The organism is Escherichia sp. KTE96, assembly GCF_000408525.1.
Taxonomy (GTDB): Bacteria; Pseudomonadota; Gammaproteobacteria; order Enterobacterales; family Enterobacteriaceae; genus Escherichia; species Escherichia marmotae.
In genome coordinates this window covers 1,762,418-1,781,325 of sequence record NZ_KE137149.1, presented here as the reverse complement: position 1 = coordinate 1,781,325, position 18,908 = coordinate 1,762,418, and the positions used below count along the sequence as shown (strand labels likewise).

General features: G+C 50.3%; 19 protein-coding genes. 13 read left to right on the top strand and 6 right to left on the bottom strand.

Features of this window, described 5'->3' with window-relative positions; all coding sequences use genetic code 11:
* Window positions 1-3 precede the first annotated feature (3 nt).
* The 8 genes from citF (at window position 4) to uspG (ending at window position 6,803) form a co-directional block, all read left to right on the top strand.
* A complete protein-coding gene (citF, locus tag A1WG_RS06255) occupies window positions 4-1,536 on the top strand; it encodes a citrate lyase subunit alpha (protein WP_000149038.1) in 1,533 nt (510 codons plus the stop codon).
* 3 nt (window positions 1,537-1,539) lie between these two features.
* Window positions 1,540-2,091 carry a citrate lyase holo-[acyl-carrier protein] synthase gene (gene citX / locus A1WG_RS06260; RefSeq protein ID WP_001515962.1) on the top strand — a complete coding sequence of 184 codons (552 nt, stop codon included), beginning with the start codon at window positions 1,540-1,542 and terminating at the stop codon, window positions 2,089-2,091.
* Entirely contained in the window at window positions 2,066-2,944 is an 879-nt protein-coding gene (citG, locus tag A1WG_RS06265) for a triphosphoribosyl-dephospho-CoA synthase CitG (protein WP_000062439.1), read from the top strand. Before citX ends, citG begins: the two co-directional genes overlap by 26 nt.
* A gap of 50 nt (window positions 2,945-2,994) precedes the next feature.
* Window positions 2,995-4,458, top strand: coding sequence for a citrate/succinate antiporter CitT (citT, locus tag A1WG_RS06270; protein WP_001515961.1), 1,464 nt, complete (start codon window positions 2,995-2,997; stop codon window positions 4,456-4,458).
* A gap of 113 nt (window positions 4,459-4,571) precedes the next feature.
* Window positions 4,572-5,381: a ribonuclease I gene (rna, locus tag A1WG_RS06275; RefSeq protein ID WP_001515960.1), complete on the top strand. Its 810-nt coding sequence runs from the start codon at window positions 4,572-4,574 to the stop codon at window positions 5,379-5,381.
* A gap of 227 nt (window positions 5,382-5,608) precedes the next feature.
* Complete coding sequence (gene rnk / locus A1WG_RS06280) at window positions 5,609-6,019, top strand: nucleoside diphosphate kinase regulator (RefSeq protein WP_000089740.1); 411 nt, start codon at window positions 5,609-5,611, stop codon at window positions 6,017-6,019.
* 142 nt (window positions 6,020-6,161) lie between these two features.
* Window positions 6,162-6,251 carry a small membrane protein YldA gene (gene yldA, locus A1WG_RS25375; protein WP_353889723.1) on the top strand — a complete coding sequence of 30 codons (90 nt, stop codon included), beginning with the start codon at window positions 6,162-6,164 and terminating at the stop codon, window positions 6,249-6,251.
* Window positions 6,252-6,374: 123 nt separating this feature from the next.
* Complete coding sequence (uspG, locus tag A1WG_RS06285; protein WP_001515959.1) at window positions 6,375-6,803, top strand: universal stress protein UspG; 429 nt, start codon at window positions 6,375-6,377, stop codon at window positions 6,801-6,803.
* A 120-nt stretch (window positions 6,804-6,923) separates the two neighbouring features.
* Here uspG and ahpF read toward each other — a convergent pair whose 3' ends face one another.
* Both ahpF and ahpC read right to left on the bottom strand, forming a co-directional pair.
* The gene (gene ahpF / locus A1WG_RS06290; RefSeq protein WP_032159383.1) at window positions 6,924-8,489 is read right to left on the bottom strand and encodes an alkyl hydroperoxide reductase subunit F; all 1,566 of its coding nucleotides are present in this window, start codon (window positions 8,487-8,489) and stop codon (window positions 6,924-6,926) included.
* 243 nt (window positions 8,490-8,732) lie between these two features.
* A complete protein-coding gene (gene ahpC / locus A1WG_RS06295; protein WP_000052796.1) occupies window positions 8,733-9,296 on the bottom strand; it encodes an alkyl hydroperoxide reductase subunit C in 564 nt (187 codons plus the stop codon).
* Window positions 9,297-9,669: 373 nt separating this feature from the next.
* Here ahpC and dsbG point away from each other — a divergent pair, with 373 nt between their 5' ends.
* From dsbG to A1WG_RS06315, 4 genes are all read left to right on the top strand, one after another.
* Window positions 9,670-10,416 carry a thiol:disulfide interchange protein DsbG gene (gene dsbG, locus A1WG_RS06300; protein WP_000913734.1) on the top strand — a complete coding sequence of 249 codons (747 nt, stop codon included), beginning with the start codon at window positions 9,670-9,672 and terminating at the stop codon, window positions 10,414-10,416.
* A 208-nt stretch (window positions 10,417-10,624) separates the two neighbouring features.
* On the top strand, window positions 10,625-11,530 hold the full coding sequence (gene citR, locus A1WG_RS06305) for a DNA-binding transcriptional repressor CitR (protein ID WP_000002459.1): 906 nt from the start codon (window positions 10,625-10,627) through the stop codon (window positions 11,528-11,530).
* A 141-nt stretch (window positions 11,531-11,671) separates the two neighbouring features.
* Window positions 11,672-12,892: a phosphoadenosine phosphosulfate reductase gene (locus tag A1WG_RS06310; RefSeq protein ID WP_000029788.1), complete on the top strand. Its 1,221-nt coding sequence runs from the start codon at window positions 11,672-11,674 to the stop codon at window positions 12,890-12,892.
* On the top strand, window positions 12,865-13,494 hold the full coding sequence (locus A1WG_RS06315; RefSeq protein WP_000526876.1) for an IbrB-like domain-containing protein: 630 nt from the start codon (window positions 12,865-12,867) through the stop codon (window positions 13,492-13,494). Before A1WG_RS06310 ends, A1WG_RS06315 begins: the two co-directional genes overlap by 28 nt.
* Here the strand turns inward: A1WG_RS06315 and ybdL are convergent, their stop codons facing one another.
* Window positions 13,495-14,655: a methionine-oxo-acid transaminase gene (ybdL, locus tag A1WG_RS06320; protein WP_000183958.1), complete on the bottom strand. Its 1,161-nt coding sequence runs from the start codon at window positions 14,653-14,655 to the stop codon at window positions 13,495-13,497.
* Between the two features lie 108 nt (window positions 14,656-14,763).
* On the opposite strand from ybdL, the gene hcxA reads away from it, so the two are divergent.
* Window positions 14,764-15,852, top strand: coding sequence for a hydroxycarboxylate dehydrogenase HcxA (hcxA, locus tag A1WG_RS06325; protein ID WP_001515956.1), 1,089 nt, complete (start codon window positions 14,764-14,766; stop codon window positions 15,850-15,852).
* Between the two features lie 9 nt (window positions 15,853-15,861).
* Here the strand turns inward: hcxA and A1WG_RS06330 are convergent, their stop codons facing one another.
* The 3 genes from A1WG_RS06330 to entH all read right to left on the bottom strand — a co-directional run bounded on the left by A1WG_RS06330 (window position 15,862) and on the right by entH (window position 18,907).
* Window positions 15,862-16,059 (bottom strand): YbdD/YjiX family protein, encoded by a 198-nt coding sequence (locus tag A1WG_RS06330; RefSeq protein ID WP_000460431.1) that lies wholly within the window; start codon window positions 16,057-16,059, stop codon window positions 15,862-15,864.
* A gap of 148 nt (window positions 16,060-16,207) precedes the next feature.
* Window positions 16,208-18,313, bottom strand: coding sequence for a pyruvate/proton symporter CstA (gene cstA / locus A1WG_RS06335; RefSeq protein WP_001515955.1), 2,106 nt, complete (start codon window positions 18,311-18,313; stop codon window positions 16,208-16,210).
* Window positions 18,314-18,493: 180 nt separating this feature from the next.
* A complete protein-coding gene (entH, locus tag A1WG_RS06340) occupies window positions 18,494-18,907 on the bottom strand; it encodes a proofreading thioesterase EntH (protein ID WP_000637956.1) in 414 nt (137 codons plus the stop codon).
* Window position 18,908: the final 1 nt, after the last annotated feature.

The window sequence follows — 18,908 nt, the reverse complement described above, 5'->3', positions numbered from 1 at the left end:
AAAATGACGCATAAAATTGAACAATCTCAACGACAAGAACGGGTAGCGGCCTGGAATCGTCACGCTGAATGCGATCTTGCCGCTTTCCAGAACTCACCGAAACAAACTTATCAGGCAGAAAAAGCGCGCGATCGCAAACTGTGCGCCAACCTGGAAGAAGCGATTCGTCGTTCTGGTTTGCAAGATGGCATGACCGTCTCTTTCCACCACGCTTTCCGCGGTGGTGACCTGACCGTCAACATGGTGATGGACGTCATCGCGAAAATGGGCTTTAAAAACCTGACCCTGGCATCCAGTTCCCTGAGTGATTGCCACGCGCCACTGGTAGAACATATTCGTCAGGGCGTGGTAACCCGTATTTATACTTCCGGTCTGCGCGGCCCACTGGCAGAAGAAATCTCCCGTGGTCTGCTGGCTGAACCAGTGCAAATCCACTCCCACGGCGGTCGTGTGCATTTGGTGCAGAGCGGTGAACTGAACATCGATGTGGCCTTCCTCGGCGTCCCATCCTGTGATGAGTTCGGTAATGCCAACGGCTACACTGGCAAAGCCTGCTGCGGCTCCCTCGGCTATGCGATGGTCGATGCCGACAATGCAAAACAGGTCGTGATGCTCACCGAAGAGCTGCTGCCTTATCCGCATAACCCGGCAAGCATTGAACAGGATCAGGTTGATCTGATCGTCAAAGTTGATCGTGTTGGTGATGCCGCGAAAATCGGCGCTGGCGCGACCCGTATGACCACGAACCCGCGCGAACTGCTGATTGCCCGCAGCGCCGCGGACGTGATTGTCAACTCCGGCTACTTCAAAGAAGGTTTCTCCATGCAAACCGGCACCGGCGGCGCATCGCTGGCGGTAACGCGTTTCCTGGAAGACAAAATGCGTAGCCGTGACATTCGCGCCGATTTCGCCCTCGGCGGCATCACCGCCACGATGGTTGATCTGCATGAAAAAGGTCTGATCCGCAAACTGTTGGACGTACAGAGCTTTGACAGCCACGCCGCACAATCACTGGCCCGTAACCCGAATCACATCGAAATCAGCGCCAACCAGTATGCCAACTGGGGTTCTAAAGGTGCATCAGTTGATCGTCTCGATGTAGTGGTACTGAGCGCGCTGGAAATTGACACCCAGTTCAACGTTAACGTGCTGACTGGTTCTGACGGCGTACTGCGCGGTGCTTCCGGCGGTCACTGCGATACCGCAATTGCCTCTGCGCTTTCCATCATCGTCGCGCCACTGGTTCGCGGTCGTATTCCAACTCTGGTGGATAACGTGCTGACCTGCATTACCCCTGGCTCCAGCGTCGATATTCTGGTCACCGACCACGGTATCGCTGTTAACCCGGCACGTCCGGAACTGGCAGAACGTCTGCAGGAAGCGGGAATTAAAGTGGTTTCCATTGAGTGGCTGCGTGAACGTGCGCGTCTGCTGACCGGTGAACCACAGCCGATTGAATTCACCGACCGCGTCGTTGCCGTCGTGCGTTACCGCGATGGCTCGGTGATTGATGTTGTACATCAGGTGAAGGAATAAGCCATGCACCTGCTCCCTGAACTCGCCAGCCACCATGCGGTTTCGATTCCCGAGTTGCTCATCAGCCGGGATGAAAGGCAAGCACGGCAACACGCCTGGCTCAAGCGCCATCCTGTTCCACTGGTCTCCTTTACCGTGGTTGCGCCTGGGCCGATTAAAGACAGCGAGGTCACACGCCGTATTTTTAATCATGGCGTAACTGCCCTGCATGCCTTAGCCGCAAAACAGGGCTGGCAAATTCAGGAGCAGGCTGCACTGGTTTCTGCCAGCGGGCCGGAGGGCATGTTGAGCATTGCCGCCCCGGCTCGCGACCTCAAGCTCGTGACCATTGAGCTTGAGCATAGTCATCCTCTCGGGCGTTTGTGGGATATCGATGTGCTGACGCCCGAAGGCGAAATTCTCTCCCGCCGCAATTATTCACTACCGCCTCGCCGCTGCCTGTTGTGCGAACAAAGCGCGGCTGTTTGCGCGCGTGGGAAAACCCATCAACTGACCGATTTACTCAACCGCATGGAGGCGCTGCTGAACGATGTCGATGCCTGCAACGTCAACTAAAACCACAAAGCTTGCTGCGTCATTAATCGATGACTACGCCCTGCTGGGCTGGCGCGCCATGCTGACTGAAGTCAATCTGTCACCAAAACCTGGCCTGGTGGATCGCATTAACTGCGGTGCACACAAAGATATGGCGCTGGAAGATTTCCACCGTAGCGCACTGGCAATTCAGGGCTGGTTACCGCGTTTCATTGAATTTGGTGCCTGTAGCGCAGAAATGGCACCGGAAGCGGTACTCAACGGATTACGCCCAATTGGTATGGCCTGCGAAGGCGATATGTTCCGCGCCACTGCGGGCGTAAACACCCATAAAGGCAGCATTTTTTCTTTAGGGCTACTGTGTGCGGCGATTGGTCGTTTGCATCAGCTCAACCAGCCGGTAACGCCCAAAACCGTTTGTGCGACGGCGGCAAGTTTCTGCCGCGGTCTGACCGATCGCGAACTACGTACCAATAATCAACAACTGACGGCAGGTCAACGGTTGTATCAACAACTTGGCCTAACCGGCGCGCGCGGCGAAGCCGAAGCGGGTTATCCGCTGGTGATCAACCACGCCCTGCCGCACTACCTCACTCTGCTGGATCAGGGGTTAGATCCTGAACTGGCATTGCTCGATACCTTACTGCTGCTGATGGCGATGAACGGCGATACCAACGTTGCATCACGCGGTGGCGAAGGGGGGCTGCGCTGGCTACAACGCCAGGCGCAAACACTATTGCAAAAAGGGGGCATCCGAACCCCCGCCGATCTCGATTATCTCCGGCAGTTCGACAGGGAGTGTATCGAACGAAATCTCAGCCCAGGCGGCAGCGCCGACCTGCTGATTCTTACCTGGTTTTTAGCACAGATTTAAAAATTTAAACACTTGATAAATTTGGAAATATTAATTTTCGGAGAACCCGTATGTCTTTAGCAAAAGATAAGATATGGAAATTATTGGCCCCACTGGTGGTGATGGGCGTCATGTTTCTTATCCCTGTACCCGACGGTATGCCGCCGCAGGCATGGCATTACTTCGCCGTGTTTGTGGCAATGATTGTCGGTATGATCCTCGAGCCAATTCCGGCAACAGCAATCAGTTTTATTGCAGTAACTATTTGCGTTATTGGCAGTAATTATCTGCTCTTTGACGCCAAAGAATTAGCTAACCCCGCTTTTAATGCCCAAAAACAGGCGCTGAAATGGGGACTGGCTGGTTTTTCCAGTACCACTGTCTGGTTGGTATTTGGCGCATTTATCTTTGCATTAGGGTATGAAGTTTCCGGATTAGGTCGTCGTATCGCCCTTTTCCTGGTGAAATTCATGGGGAAACGCACGCTGACGTTGGGTTATGCGATTGTCATCATCGATATTCTGCTGGCACCATTTACACCGTCTAACACCGCACGTACAGGTGGGACCGTTTTCCCGGTCATTAAAAACCTGCCGCCACTGTTTAAATCATTCCCGAACGATCCGTCTGCACGTCGTATTGGCGGTTATTTAATGTGGATGATGGTCATCAGTACCAGTCTGAGTTCCTCCATGTTTGTCACCGGTGCTGCACCGAACGTGCTGGGTCTGGAGTTTGTCAGCAAAATTGCCGGTATCCAGATTAGCTGGTTGCAGTGGTTCCTCTGCTTCCTGCCAGTTGGCGTTATCTTACTTATCATTGCGCCGTGGCTTTCCTATGTACTGTACAAACCGGAAGTCACTCATAGTGAAGAAGTGGCAACCTGGGCGGGTGGCGAACTGAAAACAATGGGTCGCCTGACTCGCAGAGAGTGGACGCTGATTGGTCTTGTTCTGCTTAGTTTGGGTTTATGGGTATTTGGTAGTGAAGTCATTAACGCCACTGCTGTTGGCCTGCTGGCGGTTTCGCTGATGCTGGCGCTGCACGTTGTGCCGTGGAAAGACATTACCCGCTATAACAGCGCATGGAACACGCTGGTTAACCTGGCAACACTGGTTGTCATGGCTAATGGCCTGACCCGTTCTGGCTTTATCGACTGGTTTGCCAACACCATGAGTACGCACCTGGAAGGTTTCTCACCAAACGCGACAGTGATTGTACTGGTTCTGGTGTTCTACTTTGCGCACTACCTGTTTGCCAGCCTGTCTGCGCATACCGCAACCATGCTGCCGGTGATTCTGGCCGTCGGTAAAGGTATTCCGGGCGTACCGATGGAACAACTGTGTATCCTGCTGGTTCTGTCTATCGGTATCATGGGCTGCCTGACTCCATATGCAACTGGCCCAGGAGTTATTATTTACGGCTGCGGCTATGTGAAATCGAAAGATTACTGGCGTCTGGGTGCCATCTTCGGGGTCATTTACATCGCCATGTTGCTGTTGGTTGGCTGGCCAATTCTGGCAATGTGGAACTAATACGTTCGCCAAACGCTGAATAAATCATCACGCCCGCCAGGTAAGCCCACCCGGCGGGCTTTTTTATGATTTAATAGATAGTATTCAGTGTATGTATGAGTCCCACACCCATTATGAAAGCATTCTGGCGTAACGCCGCTTTACTGACGGCTTCTCTGCTCCCCTTATCTTCAGCTAACGCCGTGGCGTTACAGGCAAAGCAGTACGGCGATTTTGATCGCTATGTGCTGGCTCTTTCCTGGCAAACCGGATTTTGCCAAAGCCAGCACGATCGCAATCGTAACGAACGCGATGAATGTCGTCTGCAAACCGAAACGACCAACAAAGCTGATTTCTTGACCGTACACGGCCTGTGGCCTGGGTTGCCAAAGTCGGTTGCGGCACGCGGTGTTGATGAACGCCGCTGGATGCGCTTTGGCTGCGCCACCCGCCCAATCCCAAACTTGCCAGAGGCACGCGCCAGCCGAATGTGTTCGTCACCGGAAACGGGGTTGTCGCTGGAAACGGCAGCTAAACTAAGTGAAGTGATGCCCGGCGCGGGTGGGCGTTCCTGCCTGGAACGTTACGAATATGCGAAACACGGCGCCTGTTTTGGTTTTGATCCGGACGCTTACTTCGGCACGATGGTGCGTCTGAATCAAGAAATCAAAGAAAGCGACGCTGGAAAATTTCTCGCTGAAAACTATGGTAAAACCGTGAGTCGAAATGACTTTGACGCCGCCTTCGCTAAAAGCTGGGGGAAAGAGAACGTCAAAGCGGTCAAGTTAACGTGTCAGGGTAATCCGGCATATTTGACTGAAATCCAGATTTCACTCAAAGCTGACGCCATCAACGCACCGCTTTCCGCAAACTCATTCTTGCCACAACCACATCCCGGTAACTGTGGCAAAGCCTTTGTGATTGATAAAGCGGGCTATCAATAATCTGACAGGCAAAACGCTGTGGTGCGTTTTTCATGAAACATGGCGATTAAGATTTCTACAATAATGCGCTGCATTGAGGAATTCCCTGAATGTGACGTAAATCACTTCAAAGTGTGAGCAACAGCCAGTATCATCATATGAGTTAAACCCTCGCCGCCTGACGGTGAGGGTTTTCTTTTGGGTATGTTTATCTGCGACACTCGCAGTACCGACGACATGGAGTAAAAATGTCCAGACCAACTATCATCATTAACGACCTGGATGCCGAACGCATCGATATTCTGCTGGAGCAACCCGCCTACGCCGGTTTGCCAGTCGCTGACGCGTTAAACGCAGAGTTGGATCGCGCCCAAATGTGTTCGCCAGAAGATATGCCACACGATGTGGTGACGATGAACAGCCGGGTTAAATTCCGCAATCTTAGCGATGGCGAAGTGCGTGTGCGCACGCTGGTGTATCCGGCCAAAATGACCGACAGCAATACTCAGCTTTCCGTTATGGCTCCGGTTGGAGCCGCACTGCTGGGGCTGCGCGTTGGCGACACCATTCACTGGGAACTTCCGGGCGGCGTTACCACCCACCTTGAAGTGCTGGAACTCGAATACCAGCCAGAAGCCGCTGGCGAATACCTGCTTTAATCCCATCTGCACAAGCGTTAAATCGCTTTGCTCAGAGGATGCGTCCGCATCCTCTTTCCGCTCAAATATCAACCAGATTTATCATTTTGCTCTTCCCCGCTACGTTCTAATCTGAACAGGTTATCAACCTGCGGACTCCATTATGAGTGAAGCTCTTGGTATTACAGCGTTTTATATTTTCATCGCAGCAATAATTGTTGTAGCGGTGCTATACCTTGAGCAACACTGGTAGTACCAACACGAATACATTTTAAGCATCAATATTTAATAGATATAAAATCAACGTCGCAAATCACAGATCTAAAATCAATAATATGATGTTATGTATGCATGCAACAGCAAGGAGAGAATGCTTATGTACAAAACAATCATTATGCCAGTAGACGTATTTGAAATGGAATTAAGCGACAAAGCCGTTCGTCACGCTGAATTTCTCGCCCAGGATGATGGTGTAATTCATTTACTCCATGTATTACCAGGCGCTGCAAGCCTTAGTCTGCACCGTTTTGCTGCCGATGTGCGTCGTTTCGAAGAGCATTTGCAACATGAGGCGGAAGAGCGCCTGCAGACAATGGTGGGTCATTTCACTATTGATCCCTCCCGTATCAAACCACATGTCCGTTTTGGTAGCGTGAGAGATGAGGTGAATGAATTAGCCAAAGAACTGAATGCGGATGTTGTGGTTATCGGTTCGCGTAATCCATCAATTTCAACCCATCTGTTAGGTTCTAACGCTTCCAGCGTGATCCGCCACGCCCATCTGCCTGTATTAGTCGTTCGTTAACAAATTAACGTATTTATGGTGCCCTGCCCGGAGCCATCCTGGCAGGGTTTTCTATAACGAAAAAAAGCCGCCAGGTTTGACCCCGGCGGCTAAACAATTGCAGGTGAATCTTACTTCTTCTTATGCAGTTTTGGTGCGAATCAGGTAGTCAAAGGCACTCAGAGAGGCTTTGGCACCTTCGCCAGTGGCGATGATGATCTGTTTGTACGGAACCGTCGTACAGTCACCGGCTGCAAACACGCCTTTGACGTTAGTTTCGCATTTCGCATCGATGATGATTTCACCCATGCGGTTACGTTCTACTGCGCCTTCCAGCCAGTTGGTGTTCGGCAGCAGACCAATCTGAACGAAAATACCGGCCAGTTCGATATTGTGAATATCGCCGCTCACGCGATCACGGTATTCCAGACCAACAACTTTGCTACCGTCGCCTTTTACTTCAGTGGTTTGCGCATTCAGAATGATGTCGACGTTTTTCAGACTGCGCAGTTTGTCCTGCAGAACCTGGTCGGCTTTCATTTCTGGCGCAAACTCAAGCAGGGTAACGTGTTCAACAATACCCGCCAGATCAATCGCGGCTTCCACGCCGGAGTTGCCGCCGCCAATCACCGCTACACGTTTGCCTTTAAACAGCGGGCCGTCGCAGTGCGGGCAGTAGGTTACGCCTTTGGTGCGATACTGATCTTCACCCGGAACGTTCATGTTGCGCCATTTTGCGCCGGTCGCCACGATAATGCTGCGGGCTTTCAGTACCGCGCCGGAAGCTGTTTCAATCTGATGCAGACCGCCTTCAACCGCGGCCGGGATCAGCTTGCTCGCGCTCTGGCTGTCGATCACATCAACATCGTATTCATCAACGTGAACTTTCAGCGCACCAGCCAGTTTCTGGCCTTCGGTTTTCGGCACGGAGATGTAGTTTTCAATGTCAACGGTATCGAGGATCTGACCACCGAAACGTTCGCCCATCAGACCAGTACGGATACCCTTACGTGCGGAGTAAATTGCCGCCGCAGCACCCGCCGGGCCAGAACCAACGATCAGCACATCATAAGCGTCACGCTTGTTCAGCTCTTCTGCCGCACGTTTTTCAGCGCCAGTATCAATCTTCGCAACGATTTCAGTCAGCGTCATACGCCCCTGACCAAACTCTTTACCATTCACGAATACGGCCGGAACGCCCATCACGTTACGATCGGTGATTTCGTTCTGGAACGTACCACCGTCAATCGCCGTGTGTTTAATGCGCGGGTTCAGTACGCTCATCAGGTTCAGCGCCTGCACCACGTCCGGACAGTTATGGCAGGAAAGCGAATAATAAGTTTCAAATTCAAAATCACCGTCAATGTCGCGGATCTGCTCCAGCAGAGACTGCGCTTCTTTCGACGGATGACCACCGGTCCACAGCAGAGTCAGTACCAGCGAGGTAAATTCATGGCCCAGCGGAGAGCCTGCAAAACGCGGCCCCTGGTTAGAACCTGGGTTGGTGATCAGGAAAGACGGCTTACGCACCGGCAAGCTGTTATCTTCTTTAAAGGTGACTTTGTCTGACAGTTCTGCGATCTCAGCCAACAGTTCCTTGATTTCTGCCGATTTAGCGCTGTCATCCAGCGTGGCAATTAACTCAACAGGCTTGGTCAATTTCTCAAGGTAAGCCTTGAGTTGAGTTTTCATATTTGTGTCGAGCATGTTTATCTCCTGGGCTTTAAACATCATCATGCAAGCGGCCTCTGCGGCTACCTGGATGCAGCTTGCATCATGGTGCGGGGAAGAAAATCGGGTGCCGCAGCACCCGATTAATTAGGTGAATTTCCGAAGTATTTCGCGTCAGAGCAAGGCGGCTAGCCTGTGAACCCCCGGAGCTTACACAAGTAAGTGACCGGGGTGAGCGGGCGACGCCAACACTGCTATGGCGTGAAAGACGAAGAAAATTTAGATTTTACCAACCAGGTCCAGGGATGGAGCCAGAGTTGCTTCACCTTCTTTCCATTTAGCCGGGCAAACTTCACCTGGGTGAGAAGCCACGTACTGTGCTGCTTTGATTTTACGCAGCAGGTCAGATGCGTCACGGCCAATGCCTTCAGCGGTAACTTCGATAGCCTGGATGATACCCTGCGGGTCAACAACGAAGGTAGCACGGTCAGCCAGGCCTTCATCTTCACGCATGTTGTCGAAGTTACGGGTCAGGGCGCCAGTCGGGTCACCGATCATTGCATATTTAATTTTAGCGATGGTTTCAGAGCTGCTGTGCCATGCTTTGTGGGTGAAGTGAGTATCGGTAGATACTGCGTATACATCTACACCCAGTTTCTGCAGTTCTTCGTAGTGGTCAGCAACGTCGCCCAGTTCGGTCGGGCATACGAAAGTAAAGTCAGCCGGGTAGAAGAAGAAGACGCTCCAGCGGCCTTCGGTGTCTTTCTCGGTGATTTCGATGAATTCGCCGTTTTTGAATGCCTGGTTTTTAAAAGGTTTAATTTTGGTGTTAATCAAGGACATCTATACTTCCTCCGTGTTTTCGATGAGATGTAAGGTAACCAATTTTTGCCGATTCGGCTAATGCGTTTCCATTATCAAATCGATAAGTTTTACCTTACAACCTTCGTAAGACAACTTTGTGAACTTTGCATCGCCAGTGGCGATAAAAAGTAAAATGGGTCCCCTTTCCAGGTGACCGCATAACCTGAACTACCCTTTGGTATCTTCAGCGCCTGTTCAACAGGCTACGGTGTTGCGATGATAATCGCAACGACGAGAGGGATTACAACACCCTCATAAACAAAGGGCAATCACCTGAGATAAGGTCTTAACTATGACAGTGATAGGTTAAGCCTTTTATTGTGTATTTGCACTGAACGAAAAGGACAAGACAATGTTAAAAAAGATAATTTTTTTTACCCTGCTCCCAGGAATTGCTTACGCCGAAGAGCTTCCTGCGCCCGTTAAAGCGATTGAAAAACAGGGAATTACGATTATTAAATCGTTCGATGCGCCAGGCGGTATGAAAGGTTATCTGGGGAAATATCAGGATATGGGGGTCACTATCTACCTTACGCCAGACGGTAAGCATGCCATCTCTGGCTATATGTACAACGAAAAGGGAGAAAACCTCAGTAACGCTCTTATTGAAAAAGAGATTTACGCACCTGCCGGACGCGAAATGTGGCAGCGTATGGAACAATCAAACTGGTTACTTGACGGTAAAAAAGACGCGCCGGTCGTGGTTTATGTTTTTGCCGATCCTTTCTGCCCGTATTGCAAACAATTCTGGCAACAAGCACGCCCATGGGTTGATGCCGGTAAAGTTCAAATTCGTACTCTGCTGGTTGGCGTGATAAAACCAGAAAGCCCGGCCACCGCGGCGGCAATCCTCGCGTCTAAAGATCCGGCAAAAACGTGGCAAGAGTATGAGGCATCTGGCGGCAAGTTAAAGCTGAACCTCTCAGGGAGCATCACACCTGAACAGATGAAGATTCTCAGTGCCAACGAGACGTTGATGGACGAACTGGGCGCAAATGTTACCCCTGCTATTTATTACATGAGCCCAGAAAACACATTACAGCAGGCTGTCGGATTACCAGATCAAAAAACATTTAATATCATTATGGGAAATAAATAACCTTCATTCTATGGATAACTGGAATATTTATCTCTTTTTCAGTTATCCAAAAAATCGCAAGTATTGTTCACCCCTCTCATATCAGCTATGCTATTTTAGAAAAACTTAATCGTGAATTAAGTAAAATAACATAATATATAAAAATACATAAAGCCATATCATTGACTTGATGAATATTATGAGAACAAGCATATGAATGGAGTGCATCATGGCTAATCTTTACGACTTAAAAAAATTCGATTTAAACTTGCTTGTCATTTTTGAGTGCATCTACCAACATCTTAGTATTAGCAAGGCCGCAGAATCATTATATATAACGCCTTCTGCGGTAAGCCAGTCTTTACAACGTCTACGGGCGCAATTTAATGACCCCTTATTTATTCGCTCCGGTAAAGGAATTGCACCAACAACGACAGGATTAAATCTGCATCATCATCTTGAGAAAAATCTCAAAAACCTTGAGCAAACCATCAACATTGTCAATAAATCCGAGCTGAAGAAAAAATTTATTATTTATGGTCCGCAACTTATCTCGTCAACCAACAGTAGTCTTTTGATCGGATGCCTACGACAAGACACATCGGTAGAAATTGAACATCATGACATTATGATGTCAGCAGAAAGCGCCGAAAATTTATTGGCTTATCGCAAAGCAGATCTGGTTATTACATTAATACCAGTCATCAGTCGCTCGGTGAGCTGTGTACCTTTTCAATCGATACGCAACACGCTTATCTGTAGTGCATCTCATCCGAGAATAACGGAATACAGTAGCCGCGAAGACATTCTTGATGAAGAGTTTACTTTTCTGACATCAAAAGCATCTGGCCTTGAAGATTTTCAGATGGAAATAGAAGCGATTCTGGCAAACCGAAAAATAGCATTCCGTAGTTCTTCTCTGTTTACTATTATCAATACTATTGCGGTAACCGATTTACTGGGTATTGTTCCCTTTGAACTATATCGTTGTCATCAGAAAAACCTGCAATTAAAACAAATAAAACTAAAACATAATCTCCCCTCTAATACACTTTATATTTCCTATAATAAATCATCATTAAACAATCTGGCGTTCTCTCGATTTATTGATCGCTTAAATGACAGCTTATCCTGAAAACCTATCAATAAGAACAATATTCATCATAAAAAAATTCACCTAGTGAATATAAAATAAGATATTTCATTTAAGTTTATTAATATTATAATCAGCAAACTATTGCACTTTCTCCCGGTCATGTTAAGAGAGCGTTTACAGATGTCCATTTATAAAATTCCGCTTCCTCTCAATATTCTGGAAGCAGCACAAGACCGTATCACCTGGACACTTAATACACTGCCCCGCGTATGCGTCTCTTTTTCTGGTGGTAAAGATTCTGGCTTAATGCTTCATTTGACCGCAGGTCTGGCCAGGAAAATAGGAAAAAAAATACACGTCCTGTTTATCGACTGGGAAGCACAGTTTTCTTGTACTATTGACTATGTTCAATCGCTACGGGAACAATATGCGGATGTCATCGAAACGTTTTATTGGGTGGCTCTACCGTTAACAACACAAAATTCATTATCCCAATATCAACCTGAATGGCAGTGCTGGCAACCTGATACTGAATGGGTTCGACAGCCACCAGAAGATGCGATAACCGACCCGGCATTTTTCTCGTTTTATCAATCGGGTATGACGTTTGAACATTTCGTGCGTGAATTTGCCGAATGGTTTTCACAACAACGACCAGCCGCAATGATGGTCGGGATCCGTGCCGACGAGTCTTATAATCGTTTCGTCGCCATTGCCAGTTTAAATAAACAACGTTTTGCTGACGATAAGCCGTGGACCACCGCCGCGCCAGGCGGTCATTGTTGGTACATTTACCCCATTTACGACTGGAAAGTCGCTGATATCTGGACCTGGTACGCTAAAGGCCAAAACCTCTGTAATCCGCTGTATAACCTGATGTACCAGGCTGGCGTCCCTCTGCGTCAAATGCGAATTTGCGAACCTTTTGGTCCAGAGCAACGGCAAGGTTTGTGGCTATATCATGTTCTTGAACCTGATCGATGGGCCGCAATGTGCGCCCGGGTCAGTGGCGTAAAAAGCGGTGGAATTTACGCTGGTCACAATAATCAATTCTATGGCCACAGGAAGATCCTAAAACCTGACCATTTAGACTGGCAGGAATATGCCTTATTACTGCTTAACAGCATGCCAGAAAAAACGGCTGATCATTATCGCAATAAAATTGCTGTTTATTTGCACTGGTATCAAAAAAAAGGAATCGAAATTCCTCAGACTCAACAAGGAGATATTGGCTCAAAAGACGTCCCCTCCTGGCGACGTATCTGCAAGGTATTACTCAACAATGATTATTGGTGCCGGGCGTTATCATTCAGCCCTACAAAAGCTAAAAATTATCAACGTTATAACGAACGGATGAAAGAAAAACGTCAGGAGTGGGGAATATTATGCAACAGCGATTAACTCAGGATTTAACGCAATTTCTCGCCAGTTTAGCGGAAGAAGATCGCATTAAGGCGATCAATGAGATCCGGATGGCGATACATCAAGTGAGTCCATTTCGCGACGAGCCGGTGGATTGTGTGTTATGGGTTAAAAATAGCCAACTCGTGCCAAACGATTACAATCCCAATAATGTGGCACCGCCAGAGAAGAAGCTATTAAAAAAATCCATTGAAATTGATGGTTTTACCCAACCGATTGTAGTAACCAACACCAGAGCTAATACGCTTGAAATTGTTGATGGTTTCCACCGCCATGAAATTGGTAAAGGCTCTAACACGTTAAAAACGCGCTTAAAAGGGTATTTACCGGTTACCTGTCTGGAAAGGGATCGTAACGAACGCATCGCTGCAACGATTCGCCACAACCGCGCGCGTGGCCGCCACCAAATCACAGCAATGTCAGAAATCGTTCGTGAACTCAGCCAGTTGGGATGGGACGATAATAAAATCAGTATAGAACTGGGTATGGACAGCGACGAAGTGCTACGCCTCAAGCAAATAAACGGCCTGCAAGAGTTGTTTGCCGACCGTAGATATTCCCGTGCCTGGACGGTGAAATAATTACAACTGGCGCAGGCGTTCAGCCGCCGCCAGCAGCGTCGATTCCTTCTTGGCAAAACAGAGACGAATCAGTTTATGCGGGAAGGGATCGGCACAAAACACCGACAGAGGGATCGCCGCTACACCATGCTCCTGCGTTAACCACTGACAGAACTCGACATCATTCAACGTAGAAACGGCGCTGTAATCCACCAGCAAAAAGTAAGTGCCTTCACAGGGTAAGATCTCCAGTCTGCTCTCTCGTAATGCATTCACAAGAATATCGCGCTTCTGGCGATAAAAGTCCGGTAACGCAAGATAATGTTCAGGTTCCTCCCGCAGCATATCGGCAAGCGCCAGTTGTGTGGGAGTATTGACCGAAAAAGTCAAATACTGATGCACCTTGCGGATCTCGGCGCTGATGGGCGCTGGCGCAACGCAATACCCCACTTTCCAGCCAGTCATATGATAGGTCTTGCCAAACGATGACACCGCCACCGCCCGCTCACGCAGTTGCGGATGCGCCAGTACACTGGCATGGCCCTGCTGTGAAAAATTGATGTGCTCGTAGACCTCATCGCTAATGACAAAAATCTCGCGCTCGGCAATCGCCTGCCACAAGGCTGCAAAATCAGCCTGCTGCCAGACAGTGGCGCTGGGATTATGCGGCGTATTGAGGATCACCAACCGGGTACGCTCGCTCAGTAACGCAGCAAACTCTTGCCAGTCAACGCGAAAATATGGCGGTTGCAGCGCGATGCGTTTCACTACCCCACCCGCTAGCGCGATGGCGGGTGCGTAACTGTCATAGCTGGGATCAAAACAGATAACCTCATCGCCACTACGTACCAACGCGGTAATCGCCGCATATAACGCCTCCGTCGCTCCTGCTGTTACGGTGATGTCATGTTCAGCATCCGGTTGATAGCCATACAGCCGTGCGGTTTTCTCAGCAATCGCCTCGCGCAATGCCTGCACGCCAGTCATTGGCGCGTATTGATTTGCGCCCTGAGCAACGTGATACGCCAGCCGCTCCTGCAAATAGCGCGGGCCATCAAAATCAGGAAAACCTTGCGACAGATTAATCGCCTGGTGCTGCTGCGCCAACGCGCTCATCCGGGTAAAAATAGTCGTGCCTAGTTGTGGAAGTTTGCTTTGTGGAATCAGAGGGTTATTTGTCATTTTTATCATGCCTGACGAAGTTGCGTGTTGAAGGCACTATAACACGATGTTAGTATTTGGCAATCAAGACGTTTAGATGTCTAAATAAAACAATAAGGACAACACAACATGCCTCACAATCCTATCCGCGTCGTCGTCGGCCCTGCTAACTACTTTTCTCATCCAGGAAGCCTGAATCACCTGCATGATTTTTTCACCAACGAACAGCTTGCTCGTGCCGTGTGGATTTATGGCGAACGTGCCATTGCTGCGGCAGAAACAAAACTTCCACCAGCGTTTGAGCTGCCCGGCGCAAAACATATTTTGTTTCGTGGTCATTGCAGCGAAAACGATGTGCAACAACTGGCGGCTGAGTCTGGTGACAATCGCAGCGTCGTGATTGGCGTCGGCGGCGGCGCACTGCTCGACACCGCGAAAGCCCTCGCCCGCCGTCTGGGTCTGCCGTTTGTTGCCGTTCCGACGATCGCCGCTACCTGCGCTGCCTGGACACCGCTCTCCGTCTGGTATAACGACGCCGGACAGGCGCTACATTATGAGATTTTCGACGACACCAATTTTATGGTGCTGGTGGAACCAGAGATTATCCTCAATGCACCGCAAGAATATCTGCTGGCGGGTATCGGTGACACGCTGGCGAAATGGTATGAAGCGGTGGTGCTGGCACCGCAACCGGAAACATTGCCGCTGACTGTGCGTCTGGGGCTCAATAGCGCACAGGCCATCCGCGACGTATTGTTAAGCAGTAGCGAACAGGCTCTTGCCGATCAGCAAAACAAGCAGTTAACGCAGTCATTTTGCGATGTGGTGGATGCGATTATCGCCGGTGGAGGTATGGTAGGAGGTCTGGGCGATCGTTTTACGCGTGTGGCGGCAGCTCATGCCGTGCATAACGGTCTGACCGTGCTGCCGCAAACCGAGAAATTTCTCCACGGCACCAAAGTTGCTTACGGCATTCTGGTACAAAGCGCCTTGCTGGGACAGGATGACGTGCTGGCGCAATTAACCGGGGCATATAAGCGTTTTCATCTACCGACCACGCTGGCGGAACTGGAAGTGGATATCAATAATCAGGCGGAAATCGACAAAGTGATTGCCCATACTTTGCGTCCGGTGGAGTCCATTCATTATTTGCCGGTCACGCTGACACCTGATACGTTGCGTGCAGCGTTCGAAAAAGTGGAATCATTTACCGTCTGACATGCAGATTTAGCAACAGCGCGCGCCGCCTTTGCCACCGTAGCGCGCGTCCTGCCGCTCGCGGAAAAACTCTTCATAAGTCATCGGCGTCTGATCAGGATGATTGACCCGCATATGTTCGACATAGTTATCGTAATCGGGCATGCCAATCATCAGCTTCGCCGCCTGACCTAAATATTTTCCGGCTTTTGCCAGTGAATCAAACATCAATACCTCCGGTAATCAGATTGCTGAGATATTGCCGGATGCGGCGTGAACACCTTATCCTGTCTACAAATGTTGCAGCGCATCAGGCAATTTTGCGTTTGTCATCAGCCTTACGCTCTCCCAAAAGAGAGAGCGTAATAGTGATAATTTAGTGCGCGCCTTTCGCCTGCGCCACGATCTCCTCAACATTTTCCGGCATCGGCTCATACGGCGTTTCTTTCGCCGTCGACTTCGACTCTTTCAATGCCGCCAGTGCCGTCTTAATCGAGAACAGCGCCAGAACCACCACAACCACCATAAAGAAGATGGTCAGTCCGGCATCCAGACGGTTGTTGAACACCAGTTGCGCCAGTTGTGACTCGGTATACTGCGACGGAATATTACCGCTGTCGATCATTGCCTGGAACTTGTTCGCAATTGCCAGGAAGCCGACCTTCGCATCCGGGCTAAACGCTTTCTGCCAGCCTGCGGTCAGGGTACAAATCAGCAACCAGGCCGTTGGCACCAGTGCCACCCAGGCATAACGTTGACGTTTCATCTTGAACAGCACCACGGCACAAAGCATCAGCGCCATCCCCGCCAGCATCTGGTTAGCAATACCAAACAGCGGCCACAGGGTATTAATGCCGCCCAGCGGATCGACCACGCCCTGATGCAGGAAGTAACCCCAGGCCAGTACGCACAGCGCCGTCGCCAGCAGGTTAGCAGGCAGTGAATCCGTCCGTTTCAGACCAGGAGAAACCACGCCCAGCAGATCCTGCAACATAAAGCGCGCAGCACGCGTACCCGCATCTACCGCCGTCAGAATAAACAGCGCTTCAAACAGAATGGCAAAATGATACCAGAACGCCACATCCATCATGCCGCCCAGCGCACCGTGCAGGATGTAGGCCATCCCTACCGCCAGCGTTGGCGCACCGCCCGCACGAGAAATGATCGACTGTTCACCGACTTCACTGGCAATCTGGTTTAACGTATCCGGGGTAATTGCAAAGCCCCAGCTACTCACCACTTGCGCTGCAGAAGCCACCACATCTGCCGTACCTGCCGGAGCCAGCACCGCCATCGGGCTGTTCATGGCGAAGTACACGCCCGGATCGATGATACAGGCGGAAACCAGCGCCATAATCGCCACGAAGGATTCCATCAACATCCCGCCGTAACCGATAAAGCACGCCTGACCTTCGTTCGCCAGCATCTTTGGCGTGGTGCCGGAAGAGATCAGCGCATGGAAGCCAGACACTGCACCACAGGCGATGGTGATAAACAGGAACGGGAACAGGTTACCGGTCCATACCGGGCCAGTACCATCGATAAATTTGGTCAGCGCCGGCATGGTCAGCGTGGGGCGCATAATCAGAATTCCCACCGCCAGACCAACGATAGTCCCGATTTTCAGGAAGGTAGAGAGGTAGTCACGCGGAGCCAACAGCAGCCATACCGGCAGCACTGCCGCCACAAAACCGTAGCCCACCAGCATCCAGGTCAACTGCACGCCCGTAAAGTCAAAGTACGGTGCCCAGGTCGGACTTTCTGCCACCCAGCCGCCAGAAATGATGGCGAAAATCAGGAACACCAGACCGATGATCGACACTTCACCAATGCGACCTGGACGCAGGTAGCGCAGGTAGATCCCCATAAAAAGCGCCAGCGGAATAGTGAACGCAACGGTGTACGTTCCCCACGGACTATGGGTCAGGGCTTTCACCACGATCATCGCCAGCACCGCCAGAATGATCACCATGATCATAAAGCAGGCCACCAGCGCAATCACCCCGGCGGTTGGTCCCATTTCTTCTTTGACCAGTTCACCCAACGAGCGACCATCGCGGCGCGTGGAAACAAACAGCACCATGAAGTCCTGCACCGCACCGGCGAGAACCACCCCGGCAAGCAGCCAGATCATCCCCGGCAGGTAGCCCATCTGCGCCGCCAGCACCGGCCCGACCAGTGGGCCTGCGCCGGCAATGGCCGCAAAATGGTGACCGAACAGCACTTTTTTGTCCGTCGGCACATAGTCCAGACCGTCGTTATGGCGCACGGCTGGCGTCATACGAGTCGGGTCAACCGCCAGCACTTTTTTGGCGATAAACAGACCGTAAAAACGATAAGCGATGAGATAGATACAGACCGACGCCACCACAATCCACAGCGCGTTAATCTGTTCCCCACGATTTAAAGCAATGTATCCCAGAGCGAATGCTCCCATCACAGAGAGCACTGTCCAGACGAGGTATTTCCCTGACTTGTTCATAATTGTTATCCGTGTACGTATCCATAGAGATGTTACATTTTGTTTCTATAACATCTTTGCAAAATTTAACAACGCGATAACCAAACAAATAAGAGTTAAAACCAATAATTAACTTCACAATGTTAACTCGATCACTCCATTAACCGAGTTTTCCTGCAATCTCATTTTATTCTGTCGGGTTCATCCCAAAACCGCCGTACCCAGCCGACAGGTGCAGCAACGCCGTCCCTGTTCATCGAAAACGACAATCTCCCAGCTCTGATTTTGTCGCCCAAGATACAGCGGCTGACAGACGCCACGCACCTTTCCCTGCGAGACAGGGCGATGATGGGTGGCATTAAGTTCCGTCCCCACCACGCACTGCCCGTCGCGAGTCATCATAAATCCAGCCATCGATCCCAACGTTTCTGCCAGCGCCGCCGACGCGCCGCCGTGCAGCAGACCAAACGGCTGATGAGTACGGGTATCGACCGGCATTTCGGCTTCCAGCACATCATCACCCAGACGGGTGTAAACAATTCCCAGATGCGCCACCATCGTGTTATCGCTGGTAGCGTTCAGTTCATCCAGGGTCAAATGACGTTTCCAGATCACA